General features: G+C 73.0%; 15 protein-coding genes, 1 pseudogene and 1 riboswitch. Of the genes and pseudogenes, 5 read left to right on the top strand and 11 right to left on the bottom strand.

The genetic code is table 11. The annotated features are described in order from the left end of the window. Window positions 1-41: 41 nt before the first annotated feature. From cobM to cbiE, 3 genes are read right to left on the bottom strand one after another with little or no spacing between them, the layout of a single operon-like run. A complete protein-coding gene (gene cobM / locus J2847_RS26745; RefSeq protein WP_209781822.1) occupies window positions 42-803 on the bottom strand; it encodes a precorrin-4 C(11)-methyltransferase in 762 nt (253 codons plus the stop codon). Then, complete coding sequence (locus J2847_RS26750) at window positions 800-1,234, bottom strand: cobalamin biosynthesis protein (protein WP_209781823.1); 435 nt, start codon at window positions 1,232-1,234, stop codon at window positions 800-802. Before J2847_RS26750 ends, cobM begins: the two co-directional genes overlap by 4 nt. Continuing rightward, window positions 1,231-2,466, bottom strand: coding sequence for a precorrin-6y C5,15-methyltransferase (decarboxylating) subunit CbiE (gene cbiE, locus J2847_RS26755; RefSeq protein ID WP_209781824.1), 1,236 nt, complete (start codon window positions 2,464-2,466; stop codon window positions 1,231-1,233). Before cbiE ends, J2847_RS26750 begins: the two co-directional genes overlap by 4 nt. Before the next feature lie 49 nt (window positions 2,467-2,515). Between cbiE and J2847_RS26760 the strand changes: the two genes are divergently transcribed. Then, on the top strand, window positions 2,516-3,268 hold the full coding sequence (locus J2847_RS26760; RefSeq protein WP_209781825.1) for a cobalt-precorrin-6A reductase: 753 nt from the start codon (window positions 2,516-2,518) through the stop codon (window positions 3,266-3,268). 32 nt (window positions 3,269-3,300) lie between these two features. Here J2847_RS26760 and cobJ read toward each other — a convergent pair whose 3' ends face one another. The 8 genes from cobJ to J2847_RS26800 form a co-directional block, all read right to left on the bottom strand. Further along, window positions 3,301-4,059, bottom strand: a complete 759-nt coding sequence (cobJ, locus tag J2847_RS26765) for a precorrin-3B C(17)-methyltransferase (RefSeq protein ID WP_209781826.1) — start codon at window positions 4,057-4,059, stop codon at window positions 3,301-3,303. After that, entirely contained in the window at window positions 4,056-4,823 is a 768-nt protein-coding gene (locus J2847_RS26770; protein WP_209781827.1) for a precorrin-2 C(20)-methyltransferase, read from the bottom strand. The genes cobJ and J2847_RS26770 overlap by 4 nt, the downstream gene beginning before the upstream one ends. Next, a complete protein-coding gene (locus J2847_RS26775) occupies window positions 4,820-5,458 on the bottom strand; it encodes a precorrin-8X methylmutase (RefSeq protein ID WP_209781828.1) in 639 nt (212 codons plus the stop codon). The genes J2847_RS26770 and J2847_RS26775 overlap by 4 nt, the downstream gene beginning before the upstream one ends. Continuing rightward, window positions 5,451-6,806, bottom strand: coding sequence for a precorrin-3B synthase (cobG, locus tag J2847_RS26780; RefSeq protein WP_209781829.1), 1,356 nt, complete (start codon window positions 6,804-6,806; stop codon window positions 5,451-5,453). The genes J2847_RS26775 and cobG overlap by 8 nt, the downstream gene beginning before the upstream one ends. Continuing rightward, a complete protein-coding gene (gene cobN / locus J2847_RS26785) occupies window positions 6,803-10,228 on the bottom strand; it encodes a cobaltochelatase subunit CobN (RefSeq protein ID WP_209781830.1) in 3,426 nt (1,141 codons plus the stop codon). The genes cobG and cobN overlap by 4 nt, the downstream gene beginning before the upstream one ends. A gap of 160 nt (window positions 10,229-10,388) precedes the next feature. After that, entirely contained in the window at window positions 10,389-11,438 is a 1,050-nt protein-coding gene (cobW, locus tag J2847_RS26790) for a cobalamin biosynthesis protein CobW (protein WP_209781831.1), read from the bottom strand. A 13-nt stretch (window positions 11,439-11,451) separates the two neighbouring features. After that, complete coding sequence (locus J2847_RS26795) at window positions 11,452-12,204, bottom strand: CbtA family protein (protein ID WP_209781832.1); 753 nt, start codon at window positions 12,202-12,204, stop codon at window positions 11,452-11,454. Between the two features lie 9 nt (window positions 12,205-12,213). Continuing rightward, on the bottom strand, window positions 12,214-12,405 hold the full coding sequence (locus J2847_RS26800) for a CbtB domain-containing protein (protein WP_085552731.1): 192 nt from the start codon (window positions 12,403-12,405) through the stop codon (window positions 12,214-12,216). A gap of 47 nt (window positions 12,406-12,452) precedes the next feature. Then, window positions 12,453-12,670: riboswitch (cobalamin riboswitch) on the bottom strand. A gap of 575 nt (window positions 12,671-13,245) precedes the next feature. On the opposite strand from J2847_RS26800, the gene J2847_RS26805 reads away from it, so the two are divergent. The 4 genes and pseudogenes from J2847_RS26805 to J2847_RS34335 all read left to right on the top strand — a co-directional run. Continuing rightward, entirely contained in the window at window positions 13,246-14,001 is a 756-nt protein-coding gene (locus J2847_RS26805) for an ABC transporter ATP-binding protein (protein ID WP_209779946.1), read from the top strand. Next, the gene (locus J2847_RS26810) at window positions 13,994-14,731 is read left to right on the top strand and encodes an ABC transporter ATP-binding protein (RefSeq protein WP_209781833.1); all 738 of its coding nucleotides are present in this window, start codon (window positions 13,994-13,996) and stop codon (window positions 14,729-14,731) included. The genes J2847_RS26805 and J2847_RS26810 overlap by 8 nt, the downstream gene beginning before the upstream one ends. Before the next feature lie 161 nt (window positions 14,732-14,892). Further along, complete coding sequence (locus J2847_RS26815; protein WP_209781834.1) at window positions 14,893-16,095, top strand: ABC transporter substrate-binding protein; 1,203 nt, start codon at window positions 14,893-14,895, stop codon at window positions 16,093-16,095. A gap of 85 nt (window positions 16,096-16,180) precedes the next feature. After that, window positions 16,181-16,273 (top strand): annotated as a pseudogene (locus J2847_RS34335) (branched-chain amino acid ABC transporter permease); the annotation flags it as partial.

The following is a 16,273-nucleotide window of genomic DNA, read 5'->3' on the forward strand; positions in this document are numbered from 1 at the left end:
GCCCCGGGGCGGGAGAGGGAAAAGCCTCCCGGTGATCGTCCTCACTCGCCCAACCCCCGGTAGCGGCGGACGTGGCTGCCGTCGTAGAGCGCACTGCACCGGAAATCCTCGGTCGCCAGCGCCGGCCCGACCAGGATCAGGGCGGTGCGCTCCATCGGCGCGGCCGCCACCTTGGCGGCGATGTCGGCCAGCGTGCCCTCCAGCACCCGCTCGTCGGGCCAGCTCGCGCGGTAGACCACCGCCGCCGGACAGTCGGCGCCGTAGAGCGGGGTCAGCCGTTCGACCACCTGCCCGATGACGTGGATCGACAGATGGACCGCCAGCGTTCCGCCCGAGGCGCCCAGCACCTCCAGCGTCTCGTTGGCCGGCATGGCCGAGGCGCGGCCGCCGGTGCGGGTGAGGATCAGCGTCTGGCTGACCTCCGGCAGGGTCAGCTCCCGCCCGAGCGCCGCCGCCGCCGCCGCGAAGGCCGGCACCCCTGGCGTGATCGTGTAGGGGATGCCGAGTTCCCGCAGCGCGCGGGTCTGCTCGCCGAGCGCGCTGTAGACCGACAGGTCGCCCGAATGCAGCCGCGCCACGTCCTGTCCGGCGGCGTGCGCCGCCTGGAACTCGGCGACGATCCCGTCGAGCGTCATCGGCGCGGTGTCGACGATCCTGGCGCCCGGCGGGGCGTGGGCGATGATCTCCCTCGGCACCAGGGAGCCGGCGTAGAGGCAGACCGGGCAGGCGGCGATGAGGTCGCGCCCGCGCAGGGTCAGCAGGTCGGGCGCGCCCGGCCCGGCGCCGATGAAATGGACGGTCATGAGCGGGTCTCCGGAACGGCGTCGGCTGCGGGAAGGGCGGCAATGACGGCGGGAAGTGCGGCGATGGCGACGGTGGCGCGGGGGCTGGAGCGGCGCGGCAGGATCAGCCGCGCGTCCGGTCCGGCGGCGGCCAGCGCCGCGGCCTCCGCCACGGAGGCGAGCCCGACCGCCGCCAGCACGGTGGCGGAGCGGGTGTGGACGCGCGGCTGCGCGTCGAGCATCGCCTCCTCCCCGACGAAGTCGAGCGGCAGGCCGAGCGCGCGCGCGGCCTCGGCGATGCCGGGCTCGTCCCGCTTCAGCGCCGGGGCCGCCAGCCGGGCGGACGCGCGGGCGCCGCCGTCGAGCCCGGCCTCGTCGAAGGCGGCGGCGGCGAGGCCGGCGATCTCTTCCCAGCCGCAGCCCCGGCGGCAGCCCAGACCGACGACGATCATGGCTTCTCCACCCGCCACAGCGTGACCGGCATCGACGGTCTCCAGCCCCTGAAGCCGCCGACCGGACTTGCCCGGCTCACGGCGATCTGCGACAGCTCGCCGCCCAGGCGCTTGTGGGCGTCGAACAGCACCGCCTCGCTTTCCAGCGTGACCGCGTTGGCGACCAGCCGGCCGCCGGGCCTCAGCGCGTCCCAGCAGCGGTCGAGCACGCCCGCGCCGGTGACGCCGCCGCCGATGAACACCGCGTCCGGCGCCGGCAGGCCGGCCAGCGCGTCGGGCGCCTTGCCGCGCGCGACCTCCAGCCCCGGCACGCCGAAGGCGGCGGCGTTGGCGAGGATGCGGGCGACGCGCTCCTCGCGATGCTCGACGGCGACGGCGCGGTTGGCCGGGTCGGCCAGCATCCATTCGATGCCGATCGAGCCGGAGCCGGCGCCGACGTCCCACAGCAGCTCGCCCCGGCGCGGCGCCAGCGCCGACAGGGTGACGGCGCGCACCTCGCGCTTGGTGATCTGGCCGTCATGGGCGAACCAGTCGTCGGGCAGGCCGGGCGCGCGGGGCAGGATGCGGGCGCCGGGGGCGGCGACGCACTCCACCGCCAGCGTGTTGAGGTCGGCGACGCGCTCGACGCTCCAGGATTCGGCCGTGGCGGCGGTGCGGGATTCGCGCGGGCCGCCCATCGCCTCCAGCGCGGTCAGTCGGGAGGCGCCGAAGCCGCGCGCCCGCAGCAGGGCCGCCAGCTTCGCCGGGGTGGTGCCGTCCCAGGACAGGAGCAGCAGGCGGGCGCCGGGCAGGAGATGCGGGATCGCCAGCTCCAGCGGGCGGCCATGGACCGTCAGGCAGGCCGCCTCCTGCAACGGCCAGCCCAGCCGGGCGGCGGCGAGGCTGAAGGCGGAAGGGGCGGGCAGGACGGTCATTTCGATCGCCGGGACGATCCGCGACAGGGTGGCGCCGATTCCGTACCAGGAGGGGTCGCCGCTCGCCAGCACGCAGACCGGCCGGCCGCGCCGGGCCAGCAGCGCCGGAAAGGCGTCGGTCAGCGGCGAGGGCCACGCCATCCGCTCCTGCCCGGCGACGGCGGGCGCCAGGGACAGGTGGCGGGCGCCGCCGACCAGCCATTCGGCGCGCTCGACCAGCGCGCGGGCGGCGGGCGGCAGCCCGTCCCAGCCATCCTCGCCCAGCCCGACGACCGACAGCCAGGGGGACAGCCAGGGCGGTGGCGGTGTGCTATCCATGGCGGTGCTCCGAAGGAGCATGGCGGCGGTCCGGATGAGGGGGGAAACGGTGCTCAAGGTCCTGATACTCGGCGGAACGACGGAGGCGACCGCGTTGGCGCGGCGGCTGGCCGGGCATCCCGGCATCGACGCGGCGGTGTCGCTGGCCGGGCGCACCAGGAATCCGGTGCTGCCGCCGCTGCCGACCCGCATCGGCGGCTTCGGCGGTGTCGAGGGGCTGGCGGCCCATCTGGGCGAGGCCGGCGTCCAGGCGGTGATCGACGCCACCCACCCCTTCGCCGACCAAATCTCCGCCAACGCGGCGGCGGCCTGCGCGCGGGCCGGGGTGCCGCTGCGCGTTCTGACCCGCGCGCCCTGGACGGCGGGGCCGGGCGACCGCTGGATCGGCGTGCCCGACATGGCGGCGGCGGCCGAGGCGGTGCGTGATCCCGATCCGGGGATGGACGGCACCGTGTTCCTCACCATCGGCCGGCAGGAGGTCGCGGCCTTCGAGGCGGCGCCCGACCGGCGTTATCTGATCCGCGCCGTCGACCCGCCGGAACCGATGCCGGCCCTGCCGCGCGCGACGCTGATCCTCGACCGCGGCCCCTTCACGCATGAGGGCGAGATCGCCCTCATGCGGGAGCACGCCGTCGCCACCATCGTCAGCAAGAACAGCGGCGGCAGCGCCACCGACGCCAAGCTGGAGGCCGCGCGGCGGCTGGGCCTGACCGTCGTGATGGTCGGGCGCCCGCCGGGCAACGGCGTGGAGGAGCTGCGCGACGTCGATGCGGCGGTGGCGTGGCTGGAGGCGATGGGCTGAACCTTCCCTCGCGGGAATCGAGGTCTCCATCCTCACCCCCGGTAATGGCGGGGCGTGTAGACCCAGGGCTGGCCGTCGGCGCGCGCCACCAGCCGGGTGTGGGAGGCGCCGATGATCACCAGCGTCCGCATGTCGGCCTGCGCCGGATCCACCGTTCCCAGGCTCGTCACCGTCAGCGCCTCGTCGGGGCGGCCGATGGCGCGGCCCAGCACGATGGGGGTTTCCGGAGCGCGGATCTCCCGAAGAGCGTCGAAGGCGGCGCCCAACTGCCAGGGCCGGGCGCGCGAGATCGGGTTGTAGAGCGCGATGACGAAATCCGCCTCGGCCGCCAGCCGCAGGCGCTTCAGCACCACCTCCCACGGTTTCAGGTTGTCGGACAGCGAGATCGCGCAGAAATCATGCCCGAGCGGCGCCCCGGCCCGCGCCGCCGCCGCCTGCATCGCCGACAGGCCGGGATCGACCGCCAGCGGCACGTCCCGCCACGCCGCCGGGGCGCCGGGATCGTCCAGCGCCTCGAACACCGCCGCCGCCATGGCGAAGATGCCGGGGTCGCCGCCCGACACCACCGCGACCCGCCGGCCCTGCGCCGCCAGATCCAGCGCGAAGCGGGCGCGGTCCAGCTCGACCCGGTTGTCCGAGGCGTGGCGCACCTGCGGCCCCGGCGGCACGCGCTCGACATAGGGGAAATAGCCGACGAGGTCGGTCGCCTCGGCCAGATCGCGCCGGGCCTCCGGCGTCAGCCAATCCTCCGGGCCGGGACCGAGCCCGACCACCTTCAGCCAGCCGGTCATTCCGCCGCCCCGCCTCCCGCTTTTCCACCGCGATGCCCGTCGCCCGGAATGACGATCTGCGAGAAGTAGGGCGCGCTGTCCGGCGCCTCCAGGAAGGGCATGAAGCGCTGCTCCTCCATGCTGGCGCGCTCGACGTACCAGGCGCGTTCCGCCAGGCCGGCGGCGGCGATGGCGCGGCGCACCTTGGGCAGGTTCTGGCCGAGCTTCATCACCACGCAGGCGTCGGCGGCGGTGAGCGCGCGGACCAGCGCCTCCTCGTCCAGCGTGCCGGGGATGACCGACAGCACGTCGTCGCGCAGCATCAGCGGGCGCGGCAGCAGCGAGGCGCTGCACACCATGCTGGTGACGCCGGGAACCACCTCGGTCGGGAAGCGGGTGGACAGGCGCAGGAACAGATGCATGAAGGAGCCGTAGAAGAACGGATCCCCCTCGTTCAGCGCCGCCACCGAGCGGCCGGCGGCGAGATGCCCGGCGATGCGCTCGGCGGACTCGTCGAAGAAGGCCTCGATCTGGCGGCCGTAGTCCGGATGGTCCGGCGGCAGTTCGACCGTCACCGGATAGACCATCGGCAGCTCGACCTGCCCGTCGACGATGGCGTGGTCGGCGATGCGGCGGGCGTGGCCCTTGGTGCCGCGCTTGCAGAAATAGGCGACGACCGGGCAGGCGCCGATGGTGCGCACGGCCTTCAGCGTCATCAGCTCCGGATCGCCGGGACCGACGCCGACGCCGTAGAGCCGGCCGGGGGTGACGGTTCCGCCGCTCATTCCACGTCGCTCGCCAGGGCGTTGACCGCCGCCGCCGCCATGGCGCTGCCGCCGCGCCGTCCGCGGATCGCCAGATGGGGAATGCCGAACGGGTTTCCGGCCAGCGCCTCCTTGCTTTCCAGCGCGCCGACGAAGCCGACCGGGAATCCCAGGATCGCCGCCGGCTTCGGGGCGCCGGCCGCGATCATCTCCAGCAGGCGGAAGAGCGCCGTCGGCGCGTTGCCGATGGCGACCACCGACCCGGCCAGCCGGTCGCCCCACAGGTCGAGCGCCGCGGCGGAGCGGGTGTTGGCGACCGCCTTCGCCAGATCGGGAACGGCGGGGTCGCGCAGCGTGCAGACCACCGGGTTGCCGGCCGGCAGCCGGGCGCGGGTGACGCCGTGGGCGACCATCTCGCTGTCGCAGAGGATCGCGGCGCCGGCGCGCAGAGCCTCGCGGGCGGCCGTGCCGACGTCGGGGGAGAACATCAGATCCTGCGCCGCGTCCACCATGCCGCAGGCGTGGATCACGCGGACCGCCACCGGCTTCAGGTCGTCGGGCAGGGCCGACAGGTCGGCCTCCGCCCGGATGGTGGCGAAGGACTGGCGGTAGATGGCCGCTCCGTCGCGGATGTAGTCGTAGAGCGGCTCAGGCACCGGGCAACTCCTCGGGGGACAGGCCGGCGACGCAGGCGACCGCGTCGTCGGGTGACAGGCCGGCGTGCCGGGAAGCGGCGCCGGGTTTGGCGTTCAGGGCGACGTCGTACACGCCGTCACGCGCGGTGAGCGTGACATCGGCCGCCCCCGGATGGGCGCAGCCCTTGGCGCAGCCCGACACATGCACCATCCGCACCCGGTCCAGCAAGGGGCCTGCGCGGTCGGCGATGGCCAGCGCCGTGGTGTGGGTGTCGGTGGTGCCGACGTCGCAGCCGCGCAGGCCGCTGCACGCCGTCAGCTTCAGCCGCCGGTCGGCGGGCGTGAGGATGGCGCCGAGCGCCGCGGCCTGGGCGGCGGCCTCGGGAGCCGGGCGGACCAGCAGCAGGGCGCGCCAGGGGGTGAGGCGGATTTCGTGCGTGAGATCGGACAGCGCGGACAGGGCGGCGCAGGTCAGACGGCCGAACGGGAAGGCGACCGTCAGCCACGCGTCATGCTCCTTCTTCCCCCCCGGGAGAAGGTCGGGATGAGGGGGTTCGGCGCAACCGAAGATCTCCATGAGGTGCGTCCCCCTCACCCCGACCCTCTCCCCGGGGGGGAGAGGGAGAAGCAGGGGGGAGAGGCGTGCGCGGAACGGTTCAACGCCGACCGCCGCAACCAGACCGGCCATCCGGCGCGGCGGCTCCGGCAGGGTGGCCCGCAGCTCCAGGAAGGCGCGTCCGAGCGCCGACGCCACGTCGGCCACCTCCTCCGCCCGGCACAGCCCCAGCGGCACGGCCTCGGCCAGCGTGCCGCCCAGCGACACCCGCAGGCGCTCGCCGTCCACCGCGTCGAAGCGCACGTCGGTGCCGCTCGACGCCAGATGCGCGATCCCGCCGCCGCAGACCAGCCAGCCGAATTTCGGCGGCAGCCGGTGCAGCGCCGCGTCCCCGGCCAACCGCGCGTCGAGCGCGCGGGCCACCGGCCGCGCGTCCATCGGCGCCGTACCGTCCAGCCCGGCGGCCGGGGCGCACAGCACGTTGCGCACCGCCTCGCTGACGGCGTCGTCCGCGACGTAGCCCATCGCCCGCAGCGCGTCCGTCACCGGCTCCAGCCCGCGCGCCGGAACGCCGCGCAGTTGCAGGTTGCCGCGATGGCTGAGGTCGATCAGGCCGTTGCCATGCTCCGCCCCCAGCGCCGCGATGCGCCGCGCGTGCTCCGCCGGCAGAACGCCGGCCGGGACGCGCACGCGCAGCAGGAACCCGTCGCCGACCTCCATCGGGGCGAGGACGCCCGGACAGGTGCCGCGGCGGCGCGGCGGGTTGCGGGGGGAAACAGGGGTTGGAACGGTGCTCCGAACGGTGCTGGTCATGCGGCTCTCTCCCGGCGCAGGCGCGGATCCTCGGCCGTGGAGTTGCGGCGCGGGTGCCACAGGCCACGGTCGAGCGCCTCGCCCATGCGCGCGAGAATGTGCCGGGAGGCCGCCGGGTTGGCATGGGTCAAAAAGTCCCAGACGGCGGCGTCCTCGACATAGGCGTCGAACAGCAGGTCGAAATGGGCCGAGCGCACCGCGTCGGTGGTCGCGGCGAAGGCGAACAGCGTGTCGACGCCCGCCGCCATCTCCGCCGCCCCCCGGTAGCCGTGCCGCATCATGCCGGCGATCCAGCGCGGGTTCGCCGCCCGTCCGCGCAGGGTGCGGGCGATCTCCTCGGCCAGCGTGCGGACGGCGAGCGTCTCCGGGTCGGAACTGTCCAGATGGTAGAGCGCCGGCTCCGCCGCCTCCAGCGACGCGGCGGCGGCGGCGAAGCCCCCCTCATACTGCATGAAACCGTCGGTGGAGAGGACGTCGTGCTCGCGCTGGTCCTGGTGGTGGACCAGCGCGTCGGCCCCGCCGACCCGGCGGCGGAACAGGGCGGGCAGGGGCTCGCCCTCCAGCCCGGCGCCGTAGGCGTGGCAGCCGCCGTCGAGATAGGCGGCGCCGAAATCGGCCCGCGCCGTCCAGTCGCCGCGCGCGATCATTCCCGGCAGGGCGGTGCCGTAGACTCCGGGAGCCGAGCCGAACACCCGCGCCGTCGCCCAGCGGCGGGCTTCGTCGGGCGGGGTGCCGGACGAGGCCAGCGCCTCCGCCTCGGCGCGGGCGGACGCCGCCAGCGGGTTGGCGGCCCCGTCCTCGTCCAGCCCGGCGACGGCGCGCACCGCCTGGTCGAACAGAGCGATCTGCTGCGGGAACACGTCGCGGAACAGGCCGGAGATCCGCAGCGTCACGTCCACGCGCGGGCGGCCGAGCACGCCGGCCGGCATGATCTCGTAGCCGGTGACGCGGCCCGAGCCGTTCTCCCACAGCGGGCGCACGCCGAGCAGGGCCAGCGCCTGCGCCAGTTCGTCGCCGCCGGTGCGCATGGCCGGCGTGCCCCAGCAATCGACGACCAGCCGTTTCGGCCAGTCGCCATGGTCCTGGAGGTAGCGGGTGATCAGCGCGTCGGCCGCCTGCCAGCCGAGCGTCCAGGCGGTCGGCGTCGGCACCCCGCGCGGGTCGAGCGCGTAGAGGTTCCGCCCGGTCGGCAGCGTGTCGGCCCGCCCGCGCGCCGGGGAGCCGCCGGGACCGGGAGCGACGAAGCGGCCGTCGAGCCCGGCGAGCAGCGCCCGCATCTCCGCCTCGCCGCAGGCATCGAGGTTCCGCGCCACCTCCGCCGCCTCGGCGTTGCGGGCGACGGCGGCGGTCAGCCGGTCGCGCCGCTCGCCGGCCGGGCTGGCCCCGAAGACGTGCAGCCCGTCGCGGATCTGCATCTCCTTGATGTCGCAGAGATGGGCGTCGAGCCGGCTGAGGATGGCGTCGGGATCGTCGTCGGGGCGCAGGTTGCAGTCGTCCGCCACCCCCGACCGCCACGCCAGATCGAGGATCGTCTGGCGCAGCAGACCCAGCCGGCGCGGGTCGAGCGCGGTCGCCTGCGAATACTCGTCGATGGCGGTTTCCAGCCCGGCGAGGTCGCCGTGCAGCCCGGCCTCGACCGGCGGCGGCGTGAGGTGGCCGATCAGCACGGCGGCCGAGCGGCGCCGCGCCTGCACCCCCTCGCCGGGGTTGTTGACGATGAAGGGGTAGAGCAGCGGCAGGGCGCCGCCGACGATCTCGGGCCAGCAGTCCGCCGACAGGGCGACGGCCTTGCCGGGCAGCCACTCCAGCGTGCCGTGCGCGCCGATCTGCACCAGGGCGTGGATGCCGGCCACATGGCGGAGCCAGAGGTGGAAGGCGAGATAGCCGTGGCTGGGCGGCGTGTCCGGGTCGTGGTGCTGGGCGGTGGTCAGCGGACCGTGGCCCCGGCTGGGCTGCACGGCGACCAGGGCGTTGCCGCAGCGCCGGAGCCGGAACGCGAACGCCCCGTCGCGCAGCGCCGGGTCGGCATCCGGCTCGCCCCAGACGGCGGCGATGCGCGCCCGCGCGCCGACGGGGGCGAGCCGGTCATACGCGGCGAGCGTCAGCGTCGCGGCGGGCGGGCCGGTCAGCGTCTCCATCAGCGCGGCGCCGTCGGGTGGCAGATCGGTCAGGGCGTAGCCCTCGGCGGCCATGCGGGCCAGCATCGCCACGGCGCTCGCCGGGCTGTCGAGCCCGACCGCGTGGCCGATGCCGCCGCCGGGACCGGGATAGTCGGAGAGCACCAGGGCGACCCGCCGTCCGCCGCGCGGTGTCCGCGCCAGCCGCACCCAGGCGGCGGCGAGGTCGGCGGTGGCGGCCACCCGGTCGGGCAGCGGACGCAGGACGGGGGCGGCGAATTGCAGGTCGGGGTCGGGCTCGCCGGCCGCCTTGAAGGCGACGGCGCGGGCGATGATGCGGCCGTCCATCTCCGGCAGCACGACGTTCATGGCGAGGTCGGAGGGGGCGAGGCCGCGCGTCGAGGCGCGCCAGCCCTCCTCCGGCGTGGTCGACAGGATGGCCTGGAGCACCGGCGTGCCGTTGGCCTCCAGCGGCGAGCCGTCCTCGCGCGCGGCCGAAAATCCGGTGGTGTTGACGACCAGCGCCACGTCGCGTGCGGTCAGGGTGGCCCGCATCCAGGCGGCGCAGTCCGGCTCCTTCAGGCTGGACACGAACAGCGGCAGCGGGGCGATGCCGCGTTCGGCCAGCGCCTCGCACAGCGCCCGCACCGGCGCCAGATCGCCGGCCAGCAGGTGCGAGCGGTAGAACACCACCGCCGCCACCGGGGCCGCCACCACCGGGGCCCCCGCCACCGGGGCACCGTCGGGTACGACTCCGCGCCAGCCGTCATAAGCGCCGAATCGGGGAACCGGCGCGGGCTCGCTCCAGGGCAGCGGCCGGCCGGCCAGGGTTGCGGCGTAGGCGAGCAGGCTGGCGTTGTTGTCCGGCCCGCCCTCGCAGAAGAAGCGCCACAGCCGCTGCGCGGCCTCGGCCGGAACGGTGCCGAAGCCGTCGAGGTTGGGATCGGGCCGCGAATCGCCCGGCAGGACGGCCAGGGCGACGCCGCGCTCCCGGCAGACGGCGGCGACGCGGTCCAGCCCGTAGCGCCAGTAGCCGCTGCCGCCGAGCAGCCGCAGCACCACCAGCTTGGCCCCGGCGATGACCGAATCGGCGTGGAGATCGACCGACAGCGGATGCCCCAGGCGGTTCAGGTTGGCCAGCCGCAGGGACGGCAGGCGGTCGCGGTTCGCCCGCCACGCGGCGGCGAGCGCGGTCAGGTCGCTGTCGGAAAAGGACAGCACGACGAGGTCGGCCGCCGACTGCCCCAGATCCTCGGCCTGGGGGCCGGCGTCGAGGTCGTCCTGACGGGCGGCGAGCAGATGCATCGGTTGCCACACATGTCCAGGCGTGATGCCCTCTCCCGCCCCGGGAGAGGGAAGGGACCCGCGAAGCGGGGAGGGTGAGGGCGGGACGCGCTCCACGCCCGATCGCCCCTCACCCGGCCCTGCGGGCCACCCTCTCCCGGGACGGGAGGGGGATGGGACGCTACCCGGCGATCGCGCGGGTCACGGCGTCGCGGTCCAGGCCGGTCTCGCCGATCACCACCAGACGGCTGCGGCGCTCCTCGCCGGGCTTCCACAGACGGTCGTAATGGGTCTGCACCCGCGTGCCGACCCCCTGCACCAGCAGGCGCATCGGCTTGCCGGGCACGTCGACGAAGCCCTTCAGCCGCAGCACGCCGTGCAGGCCGGCGACCTCCTCCAGCGTCCTCGCCAGCGCGGCCGGGTCGGGCTGCGCCGGCAGCTCGACGACGAAGCTGGTGAAGTCGTCGTGGTCGTGGCCGTCCTCGTCGTCGTGATGGCTCGGGCGGTTGGCGAGGTCGTCCTCGACCGCCGCGCCGACGCCGAGCAGCACCAGCGGGTCGACCGCCCCCTGCGATGCCCGCACCAGCTTGGCGTCGCGGTTCAGCGCCTCGCGGATGATCCCCTCGACGCGGACGAGATCGTCGGCCCCGACCAGATCGGTCTTGTTGACGACGATCAGGTCGGCGCAGAGCAGCTGGTCCTCGAAGACCTCCTCGATCGGCGTCTCGTGGTCGACCGTGCCGGCGGTGTCGCGCTGGGCCGCCAGCGCCGCCGGATCGGGCGCGAAACGCCCCTCGGCCGCGGCGGCGGCGTCGACCACGGCGATCACGCCGTCCACCGTCACCCGCGACTTGATCGCCGGCCAGTGGAAGGCCTGGACCAACGGCTTGGGCAGGGCGAGGCCGCTGGTTTCGATGACGATGTGCTCGGGCGGATCCGGGCGGGCCAGCAGCTTCTCGATGGCCGGGACGAAATCGTCGGCGACGGTGCAGCACAGGCAACCGTTCGCCAGTTCGATGACGTCGTCCTCGGTGCAGGTCGGGTTGCCGCAGGCGCGCAGGATGTCGCCGTCGATGCCGACGTCGCCGAACTCGTTGATGATCAGCGCGAGGCGGCGGCCCCCGGCGCGCTCCAGCAGGCCACGGATCAGCGTGGTCTTGCCGGCGCCGAGAAAGCCGGTGATGACGGTGGCCGGCGTCTTGCCGGCCGCCGCCCTGAGGGTGGCGGACATGGTTCGGTCTTCCTTACGCGTCGCCGTCGTCGGCCGAGCCGACGACCCGGCTCATCATCGCGCCGCACACGGCGCCCAGCAGCGCCCAGAACAGCGCGGCGCCGCCCAGCGAAACCGCCACGAAATGCGCCGCCAGCTCGGGCGGGAAGGCGCCTTCCGGCGATTCGGGATGCGGCGCGCCGACCAGATGCGGCAGGGCGGCGAGGACGACGCCGGCCGCGACCAGCGCCCGATTGCGGGCGAAGGCGACGGCGAGCAGGCCGCCGCCGGCGCACAGCGCCGCCGCCAGCCACCAGAGCTGGCGGGCCTCCAGATCGGCCCCGGCCATGCCCGGCAGTTCCGGCGGCAGGCCGAAGGAGGGCGACAGCGCGAAGGCGACGAATCCGCCGACGCCCCACAGCAGGCCGCGCCGCGCGTCCACCCGCTCGCCCACCAGCAGCATGACGCCGGCGAGCAGCAGCGCGTAGCCGACGCCGGTCAGCAGGTTGGAGGCGACGGTCAGCCACAGGCGCTGGAACGCCTCCTCGGCCGATTCGGGAACGGCCTCGCCGAGCTGACGGACGGGCGCGCCGTGGGCGGCGTGGTCCGATGCTGCCGGAGCGGCGGTCGTCGCGGTTGCGGCGGCCGGGGGAGGCGTCACCACCTCATACTTCTCGGCTTCCAGGATCAGCGGGACGGTGGTCGCCTGCTGAACGACGGAAGCGGCCGTGCCGGAGAGCACGCCCGCGACCAGGGCGGCTGTGAACAGCCGCCGAATCAGAGCCATGAGTCGGACTCAGTGGCAGGGGAAGGCGAAGGAGTGACGGGCGTCGTGGGCCGCGTCGTGGATCTGCTGCGGCTGCGCGAAGCCGACGCCGTACAGCAGGAAGCTGCCCAGCAGCATCGCGGCAAAGGCGGCGACGGCGGTGCGGGCCGAGGTGGCGGCGGCGTTTCGCGCGGACGCGGTCCGGATCGAAGGGGTGCTCATGCTCTCGCTGTCCTTATTCTCCCGCCACACCCGGCGGGGCTGGATAGGGTGTTCATGATCCGGCGGCAGGTTTCCTGGCTCGCGGGTCGTCGTTCCGTCTTCCGCCTTCCCGGCCCGAGGGACAGTGGCTTTCTCGAAGTGGAACTCGCCGCACACAGTTGCGGGGGCAGCCGCGGCATGGGATCCCGAAACGGGTTCCGAACCGCATTCCCTATTATCCCCGACGCCTTGCGGGCGCCACGGCACCGTCGGTCCGCCACATTCGCAGCGGCGGTGGGGTTTTGCAAGCGTGATCGCCCGTGGCGGCTCAGCCCGTCCTTGCGACGCGGCGGAGACGCAGGCCGTGGGCCGCCGGGAAGGCGGTTGCGATGACCGCGCGCGGCGCCGTCATCGCGCCGGCGGCCTTTTCCGGCCCCGCTGCGCGGGAATCGCCAGCGCCGGGATGACGCAGGCCACCAGAGCGCCGGCAAGGTCGGCAAGGAGCACCTTCGTGCGAATCTCCCATCGTTGTGCGGCGCACATTTCGCTGGTCAGCGGTCGGCCACCAACCAATACGGGTATGTTACCATTGGCTTTTTCAACAGTTCGGTCTTTCGACAACCTCTTGTGAAGTGTCGGGAATCTTGGCATGTTCGTTGGACAGAGTGTCTGGTAATCCGACACTTCCGTGAACAAACGGATTAGGCCGAATGGCTGTCCGGCGAACGGAAGGCAGGAATCCCAAGCATTCCGTCACGAACGCCGTTTGTTGGCACGCCTCGTGCTTACGAAGGCCGGTGAAACGTCCCACCGGGAACGGCCGGGAACCACAAGGACGACAGGGAGGGGATCGCACCGCCGATGACCGACGACATCATCCTGGAAGCGCGTGGCCTGACGAAGGAGTTCAAGGGCTTCGTGGCCGTGAAGGAGGTAAACCTGCAAGTGAGGCGGGGGACCATCCACGCGCTGATCGGCCCGAACGGCGCCGGCAAGAGCACGGTGTTCAACCTGCTCACCAAGTTCCTGACGCCGACGCGCGGCCAGATCCTCTACAAGGGGAAGGACATCACCCGGACCAAGCCGGCCGACATCGCGCTGATGGGGCTGGTCCGCTCCTTCCAGATCTCGGCCGTCTTCCCGCACCTCAGCGTGCTGGAGAATGTCCGCGTCGCCTTGCAGCGCCCGCTCGGCACCAGCTTCCATTTCTGGAAGTCGGAGGCCAGCCTGCACGACCTGCACGGCCGCGCCCTGCAACTGATCGAGGACGTCAACCTGACGCCCTGGGCGCACCATCTGGCCGCCGAGCTGCCCTACGGCCGCAAGCGCGCCCTGGAGATCGCCACCACGCTTGCCCTCGACCCGGAGGTCATGCTGCTCGACGAGCCGCTGGCCGGCATGGGCCACGAGGACATCGAGGGCACCGCCGCGCTGATCAAGCGCGTCGCCGCCGACCGCACCGTGCTGATGGTCGAGCACAACCTCTCGGTCGTGGCGCATCTGTCGGACACCATCACCGTGCTGCGGCGCGGCGAGATCCTCGCCGAGGGGCCCTACGAGGTGGTGTCGAAGAACGCCCAGGTCATGGAAGCGTATATGGGGACCGGACATGCCTGACGGGATGCAGAGCAAGACCAACCAGGTCGGGACCGCCATGCTGGAGGTCCGCGACCTGCACGGCTTCTACGGCGAGAGCCACGTGCTGCACGGCGTCTCGCTGGAGGTCCGCCAGGGCGAGGTGGTGACGCTGCTCGGGCGCAACGGCGCCGGCAAGACCTCGACCATGCGCGCGATCATGGGCATCATGGCCAAGCGCACCGGCTCGATCCGCTTCCAGGGCACCGAGCTGATCGGCATGGCCCCGCACCGGATCCCGCGCCTGGGCATCGGCTATGTGCCGGAGGAGCGCGGCATCTTCTCCTCGCTCAGCGTCGACGAGAACCTGACGCTGCCGCCGGTCATCAAGGACGGCGGGATGACGGTGGAGCAGATCTACGAGCTGTTCCCCAACCTGAAGGGGCGCGGCTCGACGCAGGGCACGCGGCTGTCGGGCGGCGAGCAGCAGATGCTGGCGATCGCCCGCATCCTGCGCACGGGTGCGAACCTGATCCTGCTCGACGAGCCGACCGAGGGTCTGGCCCCGGTGATCATCGAGCAGATCGGCGTGGCGGTGCGGGCCTTGAAGCAGCGCGGCTTCACCATCGTGCTGGTCGAGCAGAACTTCCGCTTCGCCGCCACCATCGCCGACCGCCATTACGTGATGGAGGAGGGGCATGTCGTCGACATGATCCCCAACGACCAGCTCCACGCCAACATGGACAAGCTCCACACCTATCTCGGCGTGTGAGGCAACCAACGTTCGAGGCGTCCGGCCGCCCGCCCTTGCAAGCCGGCCGGAGCGGCGCCGCTTCCTGCCCGCCGGGCAGGGGCGGCGCCGCTCCGGCGCTTCACCAAGAACAACAAAACCACGCCCGCACACTCAGAAGAATCCAGAGGGAGAGACCATCCATGCGCACCCTTCTTCTCGCCGGCACCGCGCTGCTCACGCTCGCCGGCACCGCGGCCCAGGCCCAGGTGTCGAACGACGTCGTCCGCATCGGCGTGCTGAACGACCGGTCGGGCATCTACGCCGATCTGGCCGGCGAGGGCTCGGCCATCGCCGCGCGCATGGCGGCGGAGGAGTTCGGCGGCAAGGTCGCCGGCGCGCCCATCGAGATCGTCGTCGCCGACCACCAGAACAAGGCCGACATCGCCGCCAGCAAGGCGCGCGAGTGGGTCGACACCGGCAACGTCGACGTCATCGCCGACGTGCCGAACTCGGCGGCGGCGCTCGCCGTGCAGGGGATCACCAAGGAGAAGAAGCGCATCTTCCTGATGTCCGGTCCCGGCGCCACCGCGCTGACCGGCGCGCAATGCAGCCCCTACGGCTTCCAATGGGCCTACGACAATTACGCCATGGCCGCCGGCACCGGCCGCGCGCTGGTCGAGCAGGGCAAGAAGAACTGGTACTTCATCACCGCCGACTACGCCTTCGGCCAGTCGCTGGAGGAAGAGACCACCAAGATGGTGACCAAGCTGGGCGGCAAGGTCGTCGGCGCCGTCCGCCATCCGCTCGGCACCGCCGACTTCTCGTCCTTCCTGTTGCAGGCGCAGGCGTCGAAGGCCGACGTCATCGGCTTCGCCAACGCCGGCGGCGACGCCACCAACGGCGTCAAGCAGGCGGCCGAGTTCGGCATCACCCAGGGCGGCCAGAGCCTCGCCGGGCTGCTGCTGTTCATCACCGACATCCACGCGCTGGGTCTCCAGGCCGCGCAGGGGCTGATGTTCACCGAGGGCTTCTACTGGGATCTCGACGAGCAGACCCGCGACTGGTCGAAGAAGTTCGAGGCCAAGGCCGGCAAGAAGCCGACCATGGTGCAGGCCGGCGTCTATTCGGCGGTCAAGCATTACCTGAAGGCGGTCGAGGCCGCGAAGACCGACGATTCCGACAAGGTCGCCGCCAAGATGCGCGAGCTGCCGGTCGAGGACATGTTCGCCAAGAAGGGCAAGATCGCCGCCAACGGCCGCATGTTCCACGACATGTATCTGGTGCGCGTGAAGAAGCCCGGCGAATCGAAGGGGCCGTGGGATTATTACGAGGTCGTGAAGACCATCCCGGCCGACACCGCCTTCCTCGATCCGGCGCAGAGCGGCTGCCCGCTGGTGAAGTGACGGACCGGCGCCGTCCCGTCCGCAACACGGGACGGCGTCACCCAAAAAGAACTCGTCAAGCACGGAACATCGGGGAGGAACGGTCATGTTCGAACTTCTGGGGGTGCCACCCCAGGCGCTGTTCGGCCAGCTTCTGCTCGGCCTGATCAACGGCTCCTTTTACGCGCTGCTCAGCCTC

Origin of the sequence: Azospirillum agricola, assembly GCF_017876095.1 — a bacterium.
Taxonomy (GTDB): Bacteria; Pseudomonadota; Alphaproteobacteria; order Azospirillales; family Azospirillaceae; genus Azospirillum; species Azospirillum agricola.

Bases quoted from the DNA above. Each gene is read 5' to 3' on its own strand.
- cobN (WP_209781830.1), bottom strand. From the start codon at position 10,228: ATGCATCTGCTCGCCGCCCGTCAGGACGACCTCGACGCCGGCCCCCAG.
- J2847_RS26800 (WP_085552731.1), bottom strand. From the start codon at position 12,405: ATGAGCACCCCTTCGATCCGGACCGCGTCCGCGCGAAACGCCGCCGCC.
- J2847_RS26805 (WP_209779946.1), top strand. From the start codon at position 13,246: ATGACCGACGACATCATCCTGGAAGCGCGTGGCCTGACGAAGGAGTTC.
- cobM (WP_209781822.1), bottom strand. From the start codon at position 803: ATGACCGTCCATTTCATCGGCGCCGGGCCGGGCGCGCCCGACCTGCTG.
- cobG (WP_209781829.1), bottom strand. From the start codon at position 6,806: ATGACCAGCACCGTTCGGAGCACCGTTCCAACCCCTGTTTCCCCCCGC.
- cobW (WP_209781831.1), bottom strand. From the start codon at position 11,438: ATGTCCGCCACCCTCAGGGCGGCGGCCGGCAAGACGCCGGCCACCGTC.
- J2847_RS26750 (WP_209781823.1), bottom strand. From the start codon at position 1,234: ATGATCGTCGTCGGTCTGGGCTGCCGCCGGGGCTGCGGCTGGGAAGAG.
- J2847_RS26815 (WP_209781834.1), top strand. From the start codon at position 14,893: ATGCGCACCCTTCTTCTCGCCGGCACCGCGCTGCTCACGCTCGCCGGC.
- J2847_RS26810 (WP_209781833.1), top strand. From the start codon at position 13,994: ATGCCTGACGGGATGCAGAGCAAGACCAACCAGGTCGGGACCGCCATG.
- J2847_RS26795 (WP_209781832.1), bottom strand. From the start codon at position 12,204: ATGGCTCTGATTCGGCGGCTGTTCACAGCCGCCCTGGTCGCGGGCGTG.
- J2847_RS26770 (WP_209781827.1), bottom strand. From the start codon at position 4,823: ATGAGCGGCGGAACCGTCACCCCCGGCCGGCTCTACGGCGTCGGCGTC.
- cbiE (WP_209781824.1), bottom strand. From the start codon at position 2,466: ATGGATAGCACACCGCCACCGCCCTGGCTGTCCCCCTGGCTGTCGGTC.
- cobJ (WP_209781826.1), bottom strand. From the start codon at position 4,059: ATGACCGGCTGGCTGAAGGTGGTCGGGCTCGGTCCCGGCCCGGAGGAT.